Consider the following 15,960-nt stretch of genomic DNA (forward strand, 5'->3'; position numbering starts at 1 on the left):
GATTATGCGAACACCATGGATCTTGTTAGGAGCTTTGTTTCTCAGCGGTTGTCAGGCTTCGGGTCTCTCTTGGGGGCGCTTGGACCCGGATGCCGGGCCGTGGGCGCTGGGTTTTGTCACGCCGTACTTGATGGATGGTTGGGTTGAGGACAGCGCCACCGTCGATGTCGATGGGAATCTGTTTCGTAGAATTGGCAGTGGAGGCGCTGCCGGTGGAGGAAAAAACGGCAGTAAAGGAGCTCGTGGCTGGGCAGTAAAGGGGGAGGTACCGAGAGGAATGTCAGAGATGCAAAGCTGCCGGTGCGGATTTACGTGCGCTGGCAATCGGTGGTCGAACCGCAAACCTATCAAGGCTGGATTGAGATACCGGAAAGTGCGCGGCAGGTCATGCGCGCGGCGTTGCGCAAGGATTGCCAACAATTCCCCGAGACGGCCTCGATATTAAAGATTGCTTCTGTAATGCTCGGCCTAGCACCTGGCGGCGTTGTGCAAATCTGGGTACTTGATGAGTGTATGCATCCGGTCAAAGTCGCACGCGGTCAGGCTGAGATCGAGCCCAAGGGTCCTGATCTTGGACGATCTGGATATCCCCCCATGCAGGAAGCCTCCAAACGTTACATCGAACAATATGGCATTCCCTACGGCAGCTGGTAAATCGTCGTAGGTTTAGCTCGCCACTCGGCGGGCTTTCGCTATCCGATGATGGGTTCCATCCCCACAGCTCATTAATGCACCCACCACGGACGGGATCCGCGTGCAGCATCCTCATGTCCCCGACTAGGAGTCACGACTATGCGAACACCATGGATCTTGTTAGGCGCTTTGTTTCTCAGCGGTTGTCAGGCTTCGGGTCTCTCTTGGGGGCGCTCGGACCCGGATGCCGGGCCGTGGGCGCTGGGTTTTGTCACGCCGTACTTGATGGGGGGCTGGGTTGAGGAGAGTGCCACCGTAGATGTCGATGGGAACTTTTACCGTCGAATTGGCAGTGGGTGGGCCGCCGGCGGAGGGAAAAATGGCACTGAGCTGGCCCGTGGCTGGGCAGTAAAGGGGGAGGCACCGAGAGGAATGTCAGAGATGCAAAGCTGCCGGTGCGGATTTACGTGCGCTGGCAGTCGGTGGTCGAACCGCAAACCTATCAAGGCTGGATTGAGATACCGGAAAGTGCGCGGCAGGTCATGCGCGCGGCGTTGCGCAAGGATTGCCAACAATTCCCCGAGACGGCCTCGATATTAAAGATTGCTTCTGTAAGGCTCGGCCTAGCACCTGGCGGCGTTGTGCAAATCTGGGTACTTGATGAGTGTATGCATCCAGTCAAAGTCGCACGCGGTCAGGCTGAGATAGAACCCAAGGGGCCTGCTCTCGGGCTCTCCGGCGGAAGTTACTTCCCGCAATCTGAAGCCTCCAAACGCTATGTCGAACAATACGGAATCCCCTATGGGAGCTGGTAAATCGTCGTAGTTTTAGCTCGCCACTCGGCGGGCTTTCGCTATCCGGTGATGGGTTTCATCCTCGTAGCTCATTAATGCACCCACCACGAGCGGGGTCCGCGTGCAGCATCCCCATGTGCCCGACTAGGAGCCACGATTATGCGAACACCATGGATCTTGTTAGGAGCTTTGTTTCTCAGCGGTTGTCAGGCTTCGGGTCTCTCTTGGGGGCGCTTGGACCCGGATGCCGGGCCGTGGGCGCTGGGTTTTGTCACGCCGTACTTGATGGATGGTTGGGTTGAGGACAGCGCCACCGTCGATGTCGATGGGAATCTGTTTCGTAGAATTGGCAGTGGAGGCGCTGCCGGTGGAGGAAAAACGGCAGTAAAGGAGCTCGTGGCTGGGCAGTGAAAGGGGACGGCACCAAAAGGGATGTCAGAGATGCAAAGCTGCCGGTGCGGATCTACGTGCGCTGGTAATCGCCGGACCGGCCGGACCGCCCTTGTTGGTGTTTCAAACGGCAAGATTTTCCAGCGAATAGACGTCTTCATCCTGCTCATCAACCTCTTTGATCTGCGCGATCATCGCCTCTGCCAGCGGCGATAACCGATACCCCGCGCGGCTGACAATCCCATAGCGCGTGTACATCTCCTCCAGGTCATCAGCCAGCCCCTCGACCTTCAAACACACCAGCTCACCCTTGGCGTGATGCAGCGCATCAGCGTAGGCGCCGACAATACCGATGGCGTCTGAACGCATCACCACACTCAGGAGGCTGTAGCTGTTTTCGCACTCCACATTCGGCGTGAAATCCGGGCGGCCGCTGAGGTCGACGATCACCTTGCGCAGGTTCGGCGGGCGGATAGTCACTGCCATCGGATAACTCATCAACTCGGTTGCACTGACGCTGTCGCGGCCCGCCAGTGGATGTCCGACGCGGCAGCAGAAATGCCATTTACGCGGGCGCAGGCGATGGGTCAGGTAAACCGGGTCGGCCTCGAATTGCCGGGTGTCAGCCACAAAAAATTCGAATTCCTCGCTCAACAGACGCTTGCTCAGGCTTTGCCAGTCATCCACCTGAAACTGCACCCGCGCTTTCGGATAGCGGCCAATGAAGCTGCCGATCGCCCTCGGTATCAGCCCCGCCGCCGGCGCCGGGCCGCAACCGAAACGTAGCTCGCCCGCTTCCAGCCCATTGAACTGGTTGATCTCGTTAGCCATCTGCTGCGCCCCGCTGACCAGGCGTCGTGCGTGCTCAAGCAGCACCTGCCCCTGCTTGGTCGGCGCCAGGTCCTTACGTCCGCGATCTACCAGCTGACACCCGACGCTGTGTTCCAGGGCCTGGATGCTGCGGCTGAACGCCGATTGCGAGAGGTTCACGGCCAGCGCGCCGGCGACAAAGCTGCGCTGATCCGCCAGAGCGATGAAGTGACGTAGTTGACGCAAATCGATATGCATTTTTCACATAAAAAATATCGGGTAAATGCATTGGATATGCATTAGGCCGACTCCTTATAAAGGCTATCTCTTATGCAGTAAAAGTTTGTAAAAACATAAATAAATAACTTTAAAGAATATGCGTCGTTGAAATGTCATTGCGCATTTTTGACCAGGAGCCGCTTCATGAGTCCGTTGAACCTCGCTTCACCCCTTGCCCCCCGACGGCTCAAACGCCTGCCCCTGGCCTTGTTGCTGGCCGGGAGCGCCAGTTGGACCCAGGGTTATGCCGCCGCAACAGCGGACCCTGCACCGGCGCCTGCCAGTAAAGTCACGGCTGACGGTTCACAGCTGGAAACCGTGACCGTCACCACTCGACGCCGCGAAGAGAGTTCGCAGGACGTGCCGACGCCAATGAGTGTGGTCAGCGGCCAGGCGCTGGAGACGCAAAGGGTTTACCGGATCCAGGATTTGCAGCAACTGGTACCCAGCGTCAACGTCGCCTACATGCATGCGCGCCAGTCCAGCGTGTCGATTCGCGGGCTGGGCAACAACCCGGCCAGCGATGGCCTGGAAGGCAGCGTCGGCCTGTACATCGACAACGTTTACCTGGGACGGCCGGGCATGGCGGTCTTCGACCTGATGGACATCGAGCAGCTCGAAGTATTGCGCGGTCCCCAGGGCACGCTGTTCGGCAAGAACACCACGGCCGGCGTCATCAACATCAGCACCCGCGCACCGACGTTCACGCCGGAGCGCAGCATCGAGACGTCGGTGGGCGAGGACGGATACTTCCAGACCAAAGGCACGGTTTCCGGCCCCCTGAATGACCAGCTCGCCGGGCGGTTTTCCGCCTATCGCACCCGCAGCGATGGCGACATCAAAAACGAATTCGATGGACACGACTTGAACGGCGGGTCGCGCGAAGGCTTGCGTGGCCAGCTGCTGTTCAAACCCAATGAATCGTTCAACCTGCGCTGGATCGGTGACTACAACGAAGAAGATTCAAGCGCCGGCACGCGCGTGCTCTACAACACCGGCGCGACCATCAACGGCGTCAACGTCTATCAGGCGCGGGCCAACGCGGCCGGTGCCACACTGGTCAACGGCTCCCACCGCAAGGTCAACCTCGACAACGATCAGCGCGTCACAGTGCATCAGGGCGGCACGTCAGTGGAGGCCAACTGGACCTTGCCGAGTGACTTCACGTTAACGTCCATCAGCTCCTATCGCTGGTGGAATTTCACCCCGCGTAACGACGACGGCCTGAACGTCGCGGCGACTTACAACGCCGGGGTTTCCGTGGAAGACAAACAGTACTCCCAGGAATTTCGCCTGGCCTCGCCCAAAGGCGAATTCTTCGATTACGTGCTCGGTGCGTATTACTTCGGCAACGACCTGGACAACAAAACCTTCGCCAATTACGGCCCCCAGGCCGACATCTGGAACGGCACGCCGCGCGGTGCGCTGGCCAATGTCGACAGCGTCGGTAACGGCCACATCAAGACCGACAGTTTTGCGTTGTTCGCCCAAGGCACCTGGCACCTGACTGAGCGCCTGGATTTCACCGCCGGCGTGCGTGGCACCTATGAAGAGAAAAGCGCCTGGGTGACGCGGAATGCGCCGGTCGGTGGCGCGGCTGTCACCGGCGCAGCGGCGACCGCACGACGCGGCCGCGCCGGGGCCTATGACTCGGGCGACTTGAATCAGTACAGCTCCAGCCCCTCGGGATTGCTGAACCTCAGCTATCGCTTCAACGACGACCTGCTAGGATACGCCACGTTGTCCCACGGCGAGAAATCGGGGGGTGTGAACCTGGCAGTGGGCTCCGCTCCAACGGCGGGTGCCGACTCGTTGCTGATCGGTACCGAGCGCGCCAACAACGCCGAACTCGGTTTCAAAAAGCACGCTGTGGGACCGACGCCTGCAACTCAATGCCAACGTGTTCTGGACCCAGGTCAATGCCTATCAGACCAACGCCTACGACGCCGATAACCGCGTTCAGTACCTGACCAACGCCGGTTCCGTGCGCTCGCGCGGCGTTGAAGTCGAAAGCACGCTGATCCCCTTGCGCGGCCTGACCCTGAACATCAACGGATCGTACAACGATGTCAGTTACCTCTCCTACAAAGATGCGCCGTGCCCGCCTGAAGTCAGCCTGGCACCCGGCGCCCCTGCGTCTTGCGACCTCAGTGGTCATCAAGTGGTCGGTGCCTCGAAATGGATCGGCAACGCCAACGGCGAATACAAATGGAATCTGGATAACGGCTTCGAACCGTACGTTACCGCCAGCTACGCGTTCCGCTCAAAAGCCGTGGGCACGGTCGAGGATTCGGATTACGGCCAGATCCCGAGCTACGCGGTGGTCAACCTCTCTACCGGCCTGCGCGGCGACTTCAACCAGGGCCAGTGGGACATCTCGCTGTGGCTGAAAAACGCCTTCGACAAAACCTACTACACCACCCTGTGGACCGGCGGCAACGGCGGTTATGAAGCCTGCTCGGCACGCCTCGGACTTTGGGTGTGACCGGCCGTTATGACTTCTGATAACCCGGCAGACCAGCGCCAGTCGCTGATCAATGCTGGAAAAAGGCGCCAAAAACCATGCTTGCAGGGAATGTTTTTAATGCCTGAAAAGCATGGCGAGCCTGCCCGTCGACGGGAGTCCTTGCAGAACAAGGCCTACAGGCCATCGAAGATTTCGCATATTCGTTTTCGGTCTATTCCTAACTTTAAAGATTACTTTAAGAGATAAGCGTCTAGCCCAATGATTCACCCATCGATACGTCGTACGGGGGATGTCGGGTCCGGCCTATCGGGTTATTCGCAAAGAGACCGCAGGAGTAAAGCAATGGGTAATGTCCAGACCGCCGCCAGTGCACAAGAGGTGCTGTGGCGCCAGGGTCCAGGTGGCGAGTTGGTCGACCTCGGCCGGGTACATCGCGTGCCTTTGGGGCAGCAGCGTTTGCAGCGCGCCCCAAGGGGCATCCTCAGCCGCCGGGAAACAATTTTGCTGGGGGTGCTGGCACTGCTCGTGCACGGTGCGGTGATCTATTGGGTCAACCAGCAGCCGACCGCCGTGTTGCCGGTGGTGCCGCCGGAGATTCCGCCGATGACCATCGAGTTTTCGCAACCGGCACCGCCCGTGGTCGAGCCGCCACCACCACCGCCACCTGTTCAAGAGGTGGTCGAGCCACCCCGCCGGTTGAAGACGAACTGGCAGTGAAACCGCCACCACCGAAACCGATTCCCAAGCCGAAACCGGTCGCCAAACCGATTCCGAAGCCGGTGCCCAAAGCGGTTCAACAACCACCAGCGCCGCCACAGCCGGCCGCGCCTGTTGCGGCCCCGGCGCCCCCGCTCCCCTGCGCCAGCACCCGTGACGCCGGCATCGGCCAACGCCGGGTACCTGAAAACCCGGCGCCGGAATACCCCTCGCTGGCTCAAGCGGCGCGGTTGGGAAGGCACGGTGTTGTTACGGGTCCATGTGCTCGCCAGCGGCAAGCCGGGTGAGATCCAGATCCAGAAAAGCAGCGGTCGCGAGGCCCTCGATGAGGCGGCCCTGAGCGCCGTGAAACGCTGGAGCTTCGTGCCCGCCAAGCAGGGTGATGTCGCCCAGGATGGCTGGGTCAGCGTGCCCATCGATTTCAAGATTCATTAAACAGAAACCTATTTCACGCGAAACGTTTACACGAGGAATTCATCATGACGTTATTGGCATCTCCACTTGAGTCCATCGAAAGCGCGGTGATCTGGCTGCTGGTGGTTTTTCCGTGGCCACCTGGGGCCTGGCCTTGCTCAAGGGCGTGCAGTTTGGCCGCCTGAAAGCGCAGGATCGCAAGTTCCACAAGCAGTTCTGGGCGGCGTCGAGCCTTGATTCAGCGGCGGAGTTGGCCGAGACCCAGCCAGGCGCTGCGGCGCGGGTGGCTCAGGCCGGCTACGCGGCGATCCAGGTCGGTGAAGCGCCACACGCGGCGGATCTGAGCCAGGCGATCAACCATCAGGATCGCCTCGAGCGGGCCCTGCGTCAGCAGATCGTGCGAGAGCGCCGCTCGCTGGAAACCGGGCTGGCAGTGGTGGCAAGTATTGGCAGCACGTCGCCGTTCATTGGTTTGTTCGGCACGGTGTGGGGGATCATGGAAGCGTTGAAAGGCATCAGCGCGGCAGGCTCGGCCAGCCTCGAAACCGTGGCAGGGCCGATTGGCGCGGCACTGGTTGCGACCGGTGTGGGGATCGCCGTCGCGGTGCCGGCAGTACTGGTTTACAACTACTTTTGCGGCGCCTGAAACTGACGGCGGCGGACCTGGACGACTTCGCCCATGACTTCTACAGCCTGGCGCAAAAGAGTTCGTTCCGTGTGCTGGTCCACCCGACGGCGCACAAGGCTGCTGCGCCGGGCAACGCGCAAAAAGTGAAGGAGGCGTCCTGATATGGCCTTCTCCACGCAAGACAGTGATGAGGTGCTGAGCGAGATCAACGTCACACCGCTGGTAGACGTCATGCTGGTGTTGCTGGTGGTGTTTATCGTCACCGCGCCGCTGCTGACTAACGCCATTCCGATCAACCTGCCCAAGACCGAAGCCGTGGCGCCGGTAGAGCAGAAAGATCCACTGGTGGTGAGCATCGATGGCGCCGGCAAGCTGTTTATCAATAAGGATGAAATCCAGCCTGATTTGCTGGAGTTCAACCTAAAGTCGGCCAAGGCCAAGGACCCCGAGGTGCGCGTGCAATTGCAGGCGGATGACGGGGTGAATTACGGCGAAGTGGCGCGCGCCATGGCTTCGATTGAGCGGGCGGGGATTACCAAGTTGTCGGTGATCACCGCGCGTTAACAGAATTTACGTTTTTCCGGGGCCGTCTCCTTGGCAGGGTGCGGCCCTTTTTTTTGCCTGAAAAAACACCTCGCAGGCTGCGATTTTTTTGTCTTTTACAAACAAGATCAAAAGAGCGCAGCCTGCGGCAGCTCCTACGGTGTTATTCGATAGTGATCTTAATAAATAGCTTCTTATTCCTTAACGAATATAAATCCTCTCCCTATACTTGTTCAGGAACAGACACGCAGGAGAGCTCCCCCATGCGCAACGAATCAATTCGCTACCTGATTGTGCCGGGCTGGCAAGGATCGCTAGAAGATCATTGGCAAAGCCACTGGCAGAACAGCCTGCCGAACAGCGCGCGGGTCGAGCAGGCCGATTGGCTGACGCCGCGCCGTGAGGATTGGGTCGCCGCGCTGGCCGAGGCAATTGCCGCCGACAGCACGCCGGTCATCCTCATCGCGCACAGCTTGGGCTGCATTACCGTTGCCCACTGGGCGGCCACTGCGCCCTTGCAGTACCTGCGTCAGGTACGCGGCGCCTTGCTGGTCGCACCCGCAGATGTCGAGCGTCCGGCGTGCGTGCCCGCCTTGCGCAACTTCGCACCGATTCCGACCGACCTGCTGCCGTTTCCGAGTCAGGTGGTCAGCTCCGACAACGACGCCGCCGTCAGTGCGCCGCGAGCCTTGGAGCTGGCGCGTAACTGGGGCGCCGAGGCGGGGATCCTCGCCGGTGCCGGACACATCAACGTGAAGTCCGGGCATCAGCGTTGGGAGCAGGGTTTTGCCTATCTCTATCGCCTGCAAAACCGTATGGAACACCACGCCCGCCGCCGCGCCTGATTTGTTTTTTCTTTGATCGCCCCCGTCTCCCGGCGGTTTTGGGCGGGAGTCTGCCATGAGTTTTGAAACTTTCGGTCAGCCGTTGCTGACCTTCCCCGATGCGGAAAAAAGCCCTCTGAGCATTCGCGCCAAGGCGCTGGTGTTTGTCGACCCGCGTTCACGGCAGTTGCGCCAAGAGCTCGAGCAATTGGCGCCGCGTGCGATTTGCGTGCTGATTCGTGGCGAGACCGGTAGCGGCAAGGAGCTGCTGGCGCGGCACATCCATCGCGCCAGCGATCGCAGCGGGCTTTTCGTGTCGGTCAATTGCGGTGCAATCAGCCCGACCTATGCGGATGCCGAATTGTTCGGTTACGCCGCCGGCAGCTACACCGGGGCAGCGAGCAGCCGCGCGGGCTGGTTTGGGTCGGCGAACGGCGGCACCTTGTACCTGGATGAGATCGGCGACCTGCCGCTGCCTATTCAGATCAAATTGCTGGCGGCCCTGGAAAATCATGAGGTCACCCGCGTGGGCGCTCATCAGCCAAGCCCGGTGGACGTGCGATTGGTGGCCGCCACCAGCATTGACCTGGCGCAAGCCGTAGCTGCCGGGAAATTCCACGAACGTTTGTATCACTACCTCAGCGAAGGCCAGCTGGAGCTACCGGCGTTACGTGATCGAGTGGGCGATATTCTGTCATTGTCCGAATACTTCCTCGGCATCTATAGCCAGCGCCTGGACTTGCCGGTGCCGTTGATCAGCGAGGCGGCGCAGCAAGTGCTGGAGCAGCACAGTTGGCCGGGCAATACCCGGGAGCTGGAGAACGTTATTCATTTTGCGTTGCTGGTCAGTACGGGCGACGAGATTCTGCCGGAGCATTTGAATTTGCCGACGGTGCCGAGTGCGCTTGAGCAAATTGAACGGCAGCTCAGGCATGTTCTCGCAAAGGGTTCCGATAACGAGAAGGCTGCCTTGAAGCTATTGCTCCAGCAAAGCGGGCTCCTACAGAAAAGTGCGTGATTTCCTGTATGAACAAAATGGAATATCAACGTGAATAAACGTTATTGTCCTGGAATAAAAAATCCCGGTATTGTCCGACCCACGCCAGCGATATCACTTCACTGGCACACGTATTAATGCCGTCGTCGATGACGACCGTGATTTTCGATAAGGACACTGCATGAAAAAGGTTCTGTTGTTTACCGCATTGGCGGCTGCTCTGACTGCTTCCCTGGCCAACGCTGGCGAGAAACTGGTGGTTGCCGCGACCCCGGTTCCGCACGCTGAAATCCTTGAGCTGATCAAACCGACCCTCGCCAAAGAAGGCGTGGATCTGGAAATCAAAGTCTTCACCGACTACGTTCAGCCGAACGTACAAGTCGATCAGAAGCGTCTGGACGCCAACTACTTCCAGACCCTGCCGTACCTGAACAGCTTCAACGAAGGCAAAGGCACTAACCTGGTGACCGTGATCGGCGTGCACGTCGAACCGTTCGGTGGCTACTCCAAGAAGGTCAAAAGCCTGGCTGAACTGAAAGACGGCGCGACCATCGCTATCCCGAACGAAGGCAGCAACAGCGGCCGTGCCCTGATCCTGCTGCAGAAGGCTGGCCTGATCGAGTTGAAAGACCCGAAAAACGCTCTGGCCACCCCGAAGGACATTGCCAAGAACCCGCATAACTTCAAGTTCAAGGAACTCGAATCGGCCATGCTGCCGCGGGTTCTGGATCAGGTCGATCTGGACATGATCAACACCAACTACGCGCTGGAAGCCGGCCTGAACCCGGCTAAAGACGCCCTGGTCATCGAAGGTGCCGACTCGCCTTACGTGAACTTCCTGGTGGCCCGTCCGGACAATAAGGACAGCGTTGCCATTCAGAAGCTGGCCAAGGCGTTGACCAGTCCTGAAGTGAAAGCGTTCATTGCGAAGAAATACAGCGGCGCGGTACTGCCTGCGTTCTGATTTGTCCGCTAACCGCATTACGGTTGCAAACGCCGACGGCTGATAGAGCGTCGGCGTTTTTTTATGCCCCCGAAAAGCATCTCTGACAGGTGTCAGCCATTGGATTTGAGTGCGGGAATGGACATCGGGCCTTCAACCCGGTGCTGATGCGGTTCAACAGCCCGGCGCGGCAGTAGCATAATCGGTTTATTTGACGCCCATCAGAGGCACCCTTGGAACCCTGTTCTAAGCTCACAGTCGTATCGTCACTTGCACGTTCGTACACAGGAAGGAGTCTGCATGGCGAGTCCCGGATTGAAAACAGCGGTCATGCTGAGCCTGTTCACTTTGCTCGCCGCGTGTGGGGAGAAAAAAGCCCCGCAGGAATACCTGCCGCGCGTCTTCGTGCAAGAGGTCAAGCCCGCGGAATACGCGGCTGCCGTGACCCTCACCGGCGATGTGCAGGCGCGCGTGGAGACTGAATTGTCGTTCCGCGTCGGCGGCAAGATCATCCAGCGCATGGTCGATGTCGGTGACCGCGTGACCGCCAAACAAGTGCTGGCCAAACTCGATCCCAAGGATTTGCAGACAAACGTCGACTCGGCTCAGGCCCAAGTGGTCGCTGAACAGGCGCGGGTCAAGCAGACTGCTGCGGCGTTCGTGCGCCAGCAAAAACTGTTGCCCAAGGGGTATACCAGCCAGAGCGAATACGATTCCGCACAAGCGGCGTTGCGCAGTAGCCAAAGCGCATTGACGGCCGCCCAGGCTCAGTTGGCCAATGCGCGTGAACAACTGAGCTACACCTCGTTGATCGCTGACGCACCCGGCGTGATTACTGCGCGCCAGGCTGAAGTCGGCCAGGTGGTGCAGGCCACGGTGCCGATTTTCAGCCTGGCCCGGGATGGCGAGCGCGATGCGGTGTTCAACGTCTATGAATCGCTGCTGACCGAAGCCCCGGAAGACAAGACGGTGGTCGTCAGCCTGCTGGACAACCCGGCAATCAAGACCACCGGCACCGTTCGCGAAGTCACGCCTGCGGTCTCTGCACAAACCGGCACCGTACAGGTCAAGGTCACGCTTCATGATTTGCCTGATGGCATGCAATTGGGTTCTGTGGTGAGTGCCACGGCCAAGACCCCGGGCAAGTCTGCCGTGGTGCTGCCGTGGTCGGCGCTGACCAAAAACATCAGCGAGCCTGCAGTGTGGCGAGTGGACGGGGAGGGCAAGGCGCAACTGCACACGGTCACTGTCGGCCGATACCTGACCGGTAAAGTCATCATCAGCGACGGCTTGAATGCGGGCGACAAAGTCATCATCGCCGGCGGGCAATTGTTGCACCCTGGGGTAAAAGTGGAAATCGCCGAGAACACCTACAAGGATCTGGAAGTGGGGAACCAGCCATGAAGCGCCTGTTGCTGGTAATGGCCGGGGTCATGTTGGCAGCCTGCTCGAAGAAAGAGCCACCGCCGGAGCCGGTGCGCCCGGTGCTGTCGATCAAGGTCCAGGCGCTCAACGAGGAAACCCTCGGTCGCTTCGCCGGCAGTATCCAGGCGCGCTACGAGAGTAACGTCGGGTTTCGTGTGCCCGGGCGCATCGCCAGCCGTAATGTGGATGTCGGCGCCGAAGTCGAGAAAGGCGCTTTGCTCGCCACGCTCGACCCCACGGATCAGCAGAACCAGTTGCGCGCTGCCCAGGGTGATCTGGCGAAGATCCAGGCCCAGCTCATCAACGCCCAGGCCAATGCCCGGCGCCAGCAGGAGCTGTTCAATCGCGGCGTCGGCGCGCAGGCTCAGCTGGACATTGCCCAGACCGACCTGAAAACCACCCAGGCGTCCCTTGATCAAGCCAAGGCCGCCGTCAATCAGGCCAAGGACCAGCTCGGCTACGTCGAGCTGCGGACCGATCACAGGGCCATCGTCACCGCGTGGAATGCCGAAGCAGGCCAGGTCGTCACCGCAGGTCAGCAAGTCGTCACACTGGCCCAACCGGATATCAAGGAGGCAGTGATTGACCTGCCGGACACCCTGGTCGACCAGTTGCCACCGGACGTGGTGTTCCAGGTGGCCTCGCAGCTGGACCCGAGTATCACCAGCACGGCCATCGTTCGCGAAATCGAACCTCAGGCGCAGAGCGCAACCCGCACCCGGCGCGCGCGCCTGACCCTGGCCGATTCACCCCCTGGCTTTCGCCTGGGCACGGCCATCAGCGTGACGCTCAGCTCGGCGATCAAACCGCGTATCGAATTGCCCGCAACGGCGCTGCAAGAGGTCGACGGCAAATCGCGTATCTGGGTGATCGACACGCAAAACAAGACCGTCAGCCCTCGCGACGTCACGGTCATCAGCCGTACCAACAGCAGCGTGGTGCTTGCCGGCGGCGTGAAGAACGGCGAGCGAGTGGTCAGCGCCGGCGTCAACAGTCTAAAACCCGGACAATCCGTGAAACTTGACGAGGACAGTCAATGAAAGGCTCTTTCAACCTCTCCGAATGGGCCCTCAAGCATCAGTCTTTCGTCTGGTATCTGATGTTCGTCGGATTGCTCATGGGGGTGTTCTCATACTTCAATCTGGGGCGTGAAGAAGACCCTTCGTTCACCATCAAGACCATGGTTATCCAGACCAAATGGCCGGGCGCGACGCAAGAAGAAACCCTCAAGCAAGTCACCGACCGCATCGAGAAAAAACTCGAAGAGCTCGACTCCCTCGACTACGTGAAAAGCTATACGCGCCCCGGCGAATCGACGGTGTACGTGTACCTGCGCGACACCACCAGTGCCAAGGACATTCCGGAAATCTGGTACCAGGTGCGCAAGAAGATCGACGACATTCGCGGTGATTTTCCGCAGGGTATTCAAGGGCCGGGATTCAACGACGAGTTCGGTGATGTGTTCGGCTCGGTGTACGCCTTCACCTCTGATGGTTTGTCGCTGCGCCAGCTGCGCGATTACGTCGAGCAGGTCCGCGCGCAGATCCGCGACGTGCCGGGGTTGGGCAAGGTCGAAATGGTGGGCGAGCAGGACGAAGTGATTTACCTGAACTTCTCCACGCGCAAACTCGCGGCCCTGGGCATCGATCAGCGCCAGGTGGTGCAGAGCCTGCAATCACAGAACGCGGTGACGCCTGCCGGTGTGATCGAGGCAGGCCCTGAGCGGATTTCGGTGCGCACGTCCGGCCAGTTCGCTTCGGAAAAAGACCTGGCGGACGTCAATCTCAAGCTCAATGATCGTTTCTATCGCCTGGCTGACATCGCGGACATAAGCCGCGGCTACGTCGACCCGGCGACGCCCGAATTCCGTTTTAATGGCCAGACCGCCATCGGCCTGGCCATCGCCATGAAGAAGGGTGGCAACATCCAGGAGTTTGGCAAGGCCCTGCATCAACGCATGGAAGAACTGACCGCTGACCTGCCGGTCGGCGTGGGCGTTCACAGCGTCTCCGACCAGGCCGAAGTGGTGGAAAAAGCCGTCGGCGGCTTCACCAGCGCATTGTTCGAGGCGGTGGTCATCGTGCTGATCGTCAGCTTCATCAGCCTCGGCGTGCGTGCCGGGCTGGTGGTGGCGTGTTCGATTCCGCTGGTGCTGGCGATGGTCTTCGTCTTCATGGAGTACAGCGGTATCACCATGCAGCGGATCTCCCTGGGCGCCTTGATCATCGCCCTTGGCCTGCTGGTGGACGACGCCATGATCACGGTGGAGATGATGGTCACGCGCCTGGAGATGGGCGAAACCAAGGAGCAGGCGGCGACCTTCGCCTATACCTCCACGGCCTTCCTGATGCTCACCGGTACGCTGGTAACCGTAGCCGGCTTCGTCCCGATCGGCCTCAACGCCAGCTCGGCGGGTGAGTACACCTTCACGCTGTTCGCGGTGATCGCGGTGGCGATGCTGGTGTCATGGGTGGTGGCTGTGCTGTTCGCGCCGGTGATCGGCGTGCACATCCTCAGCACCAATGTGAAACCGCACAAAGCCGAGCCTGGGCGCATTGGGCGGGCCTTCAACCATGGTTTGTTGTGGTCGATGCGCAACCGTTGGTGGGCGATCGGCATCACGATTCTGTGCTTCGTGCTGGCGGTGTTCTGCATGCGCTTTGTGCAGAACCAGTTCTTTCCGTCATCCGATCGGCCGGAAATTCTGGTCGACCTGAATCTGCCGCAAAACGCCTCGATCAACGAAACCCGTAAAGCCGTGGATAAGCTGGAAGAAACCCTCAAAGGCGATCCGGACATCGTGCGCTGGAGCACCTATATCGGCGAAGGTGCGATCCGTTTCTACCTGCCCCTCGACCAGCAATTGCAGAACCCGTACTACGCGCAACTGGTCATCGTCAGCAAGGGCCTGGAGTCGCGCGAGGCCCTGAGCCAGCGCTTGCGTGAACGCCTGCGCAAGGATTTCGTCGGCATTGGCAGCTACGTCCAGGCCCTGGAAATGGGCCCGCCGGTCGGGCGACCGATCCAGTACCGGGTCAGCGGCAAGGACATCGATCAAGTGCGCAAGCATGCGATCGCGCTGGCCACCGAGCTGGACAAGAATTCGCACATTGGCGAGATCATTTACGACTGGAACGAGCCGGGTAAAGTCCTGCGCATCGACATCGCCCAGGACAAGGCACGGCAGCTGGGGCTGTCCTCGGAAGACGTGGCCAACCTGATGAACAGCATCGTAGTGGGCGCCCCCGTGACCCAGGTAGATGACGATATCTATCTGATCAACGTGGTGGGACGCGCAGTGGACGCCGAACGCGGCACGCCGGAGACCCTGCAGAACCTGCAGATCGTGACGTCCAGTGGTACGTCGATTCCGCTGCTGTCGTTCGCCACCGTGCGCTATGAACTTGAGCAGCCGCTGGTGTGGCGTCGCGATCGCAAGCCGACCATCACCATCAAGGCGGCGGTGCGGGACGAGATTCAGCCCACCGACCTGGTCAAGCAACTCAAGCCGGCCATCGAGCAGTTCGCCTCGACATTGCCGGTCGGCTACAAGGTCGCCACCGGTGGTACGGTCGAGGAAAGCGGCAAGGCCCAGGGCCCGATCGCCAAGGTCGTGCCGCTGATGCTGTTCCTGATGGCGACGTTCCTGATGATCCAGTTGCACAGCGTGCAGAAGCTGTTCCTGGTGGCCAGCGTCGCGCCGCTCGGATTGATCGGCGTGGTACTGGCGCTGATCCCCACCGGCACGCCCATGGGTTTCGTGGCGATCCTGGGGATTCTTGCGCTGATCGGTATCATCATCCGTAACTCGGTGATCCTGGTGACGCAGATCGAGGCTTTTGAGAAAGACGGCTACTCGCCGTGGGACTCGGTAGTGCAAGCCACGGAGCATCGGCGCCGGCCGATTCTGCTCACGGCAGCGGCAGCGAGCCTGGGGATGATCCCGATTGCCCGGGAAGTATTCTGGGGGCCCATGGCCTACGCGATGATTGGCGGGATCATCATTGCGACCTTGCTGACGCTGCTGTTTTTGCCGGCACTGTATGTGGCCTGGTACAAGATTCGCGAGCCGAAACCGGAAGCGCAGTAAAGCGAG

Annotated in this window: 8 protein-coding genes and 5 pseudogenes; 12 read left to right on the forward strand and 1 reads right to left on the reverse strand. The window is 60.0% G+C overall.

The annotated features are described in order from the left end of the window. Positions 1-4 precede the first annotated feature (4 nt). Both JFT80_RS25570 and JFT80_RS25575 read left to right on the forward strand, forming a co-directional pair. Positions 5-654, forward strand: a pseudogene (locus tag JFT80_RS25570) (DUF2931 family protein). A 138-nt stretch (positions 655-792) separates the two neighbouring features. Then, a pseudogene (locus tag JFT80_RS25575) lies at positions 793-1,448 on the forward strand (DUF2931 family protein). Between the two features lie 492 nt (positions 1,449-1,940). Here the strand turns inward: JFT80_RS25575 and JFT80_RS15880 are convergent. Beyond that, the gene (locus JFT80_RS15880; RefSeq protein WP_201148516.1) at positions 1,941-2,885 is read right to left on the reverse strand and encodes a LysR family transcriptional regulator; all 945 of its coding nucleotides are present in this window, start codon (positions 2,883-2,885) and stop codon (positions 1,941-1,943) included. 165 nt (positions 2,886-3,050) lie between these two features. On the opposite strand from JFT80_RS15880, the pseudogene JFT80_RS15885 reads away from it, so the two are divergent. The 10 genes and pseudogenes from JFT80_RS15885 to JFT80_RS15930 all read left to right on the forward strand — a co-directional run bounded on the left by JFT80_RS15885 (position 3,051) and on the right by JFT80_RS15930 (position 15,954). Continuing rightward, a pseudogene (locus JFT80_RS15885) lies at positions 3,051-5,411 on the forward strand (TonB-dependent receptor). A gap of 304 nt (positions 5,412-5,715) precedes the next feature. After that, positions 5,716-6,525: pseudogene (locus JFT80_RS15890) on the forward strand (energy transducer TonB). Between the two features lie 44 nt (positions 6,526-6,569). Further along, positions 6,570-7,293 (forward strand): annotated as a pseudogene (locus JFT80_RS15895) (MotA/TolQ/ExbB proton channel family protein). A 1-nt stretch (position 7,294) separates the two neighbouring features. Next, entirely contained in the window at positions 7,295-7,696 is a 402-nt protein-coding gene (locus JFT80_RS15900; RefSeq protein WP_003220570.1) for a biopolymer transporter ExbD, read from the forward strand. 242 nt (positions 7,697-7,938) lie between these two features. Next, on the forward strand, positions 7,939-8,520 hold the full coding sequence (locus JFT80_RS15905; protein WP_201148517.1) for an alpha/beta hydrolase: 582 nt from the start codon (positions 7,939-7,941) through the stop codon (positions 8,518-8,520). Between the two features lie 55 nt (positions 8,521-8,575). After that, positions 8,576-9,517: a sigma 54-interacting transcriptional regulator gene (locus JFT80_RS15910; RefSeq protein WP_201148518.1), complete on the forward strand. Its 942-nt coding sequence runs from the start codon at positions 8,576-8,578 to the stop codon at positions 9,515-9,517. Between the two features lie 160 nt (positions 9,518-9,677). Beyond that, positions 9,678-10,460 carry a MetQ/NlpA family ABC transporter substrate-binding protein gene (locus tag JFT80_RS15915; RefSeq protein ID WP_201148519.1) on the forward strand — a complete coding sequence of 261 codons (783 nt, stop codon included), beginning with the start codon at positions 9,678-9,680 and terminating at the stop codon, positions 10,458-10,460. 279 nt (positions 10,461-10,739) lie between these two features. Then, positions 10,740-11,843, forward strand: coding sequence for an efflux RND transporter periplasmic adaptor subunit (locus JFT80_RS15920; RefSeq protein ID WP_201148520.1), 1,104 nt, complete (start codon positions 10,740-10,742; stop codon positions 11,841-11,843). Then, positions 11,840-12,904, forward strand: a complete 1,065-nt coding sequence (locus tag JFT80_RS15925) for an efflux RND transporter periplasmic adaptor subunit (protein ID WP_201148521.1) — start codon at positions 11,840-11,842, stop codon at positions 12,902-12,904. Before JFT80_RS15920 ends, JFT80_RS15925 begins: the two co-directional genes overlap by 4 nt. Next, the gene (locus JFT80_RS15930) at positions 12,901-15,954 is read left to right on the forward strand and encodes an efflux RND transporter permease subunit (RefSeq protein WP_201148522.1); all 3,054 of its coding nucleotides are present in this window, start codon (positions 12,901-12,903) and stop codon (positions 15,952-15,954) included. The genes JFT80_RS15925 and JFT80_RS15930 overlap by 4 nt, the downstream gene beginning before the upstream one ends. The last annotated feature ends 6 nt before the right edge of the window (positions 15,955-15,960 follow it).

It is taken from the genome of Pseudomonas sp. TH10 (genome assembly GCF_016651255.1).
Taxonomy (GTDB): domain Bacteria; phylum Pseudomonadota; class Gammaproteobacteria; order Pseudomonadales; family Pseudomonadaceae; genus Aquipseudomonas.

Bases quoted from the DNA above. Each gene is read 5' to 3' on its own strand.
- JFT80_RS15905 (WP_201148517.1), top strand. From the start codon at position 7,939: ATGCGCAACGAATCAATTCGCTACCTGATTGTGCCGGGCTGGCAAGGA.
- JFT80_RS15880 (WP_201148516.1), bottom strand. From the start codon at position 2,885: ATGCATATCGATTTGCGTCAACTACGTCACTTCATCGCTCTGGCGGAT.
- JFT80_RS15900 (WP_003220570.1), top strand. From the start codon at position 7,295: ATGGCCTTCTCCACGCAAGACAGTGATGAGGTGCTGAGCGAGATCAAC.
- JFT80_RS15930 (WP_201148522.1), top strand. From the start codon at position 12,901: ATGAAAGGCTCTTTCAACCTCTCCGAATGGGCCCTCAAGCATCAGTCT.
- JFT80_RS15920 (WP_201148520.1), top strand. From the start codon at position 10,740: ATGGCGAGTCCCGGATTGAAAACAGCGGTCATGCTGAGCCTGTTCACT.
- JFT80_RS15925 (WP_201148521.1), top strand. From the start codon at position 11,840: ATGAAGCGCCTGTTGCTGGTAATGGCCGGGGTCATGTTGGCAGCCTGC.
- JFT80_RS15915 (WP_201148519.1), top strand. From the start codon at position 9,678: ATGAAAAAGGTTCTGTTGTTTACCGCATTGGCGGCTGCTCTGACTGCT.
- JFT80_RS15910 (WP_201148518.1), top strand. From the start codon at position 8,576: ATGAGTTTTGAAACTTTCGGTCAGCCGTTGCTGACCTTCCCCGATGCG.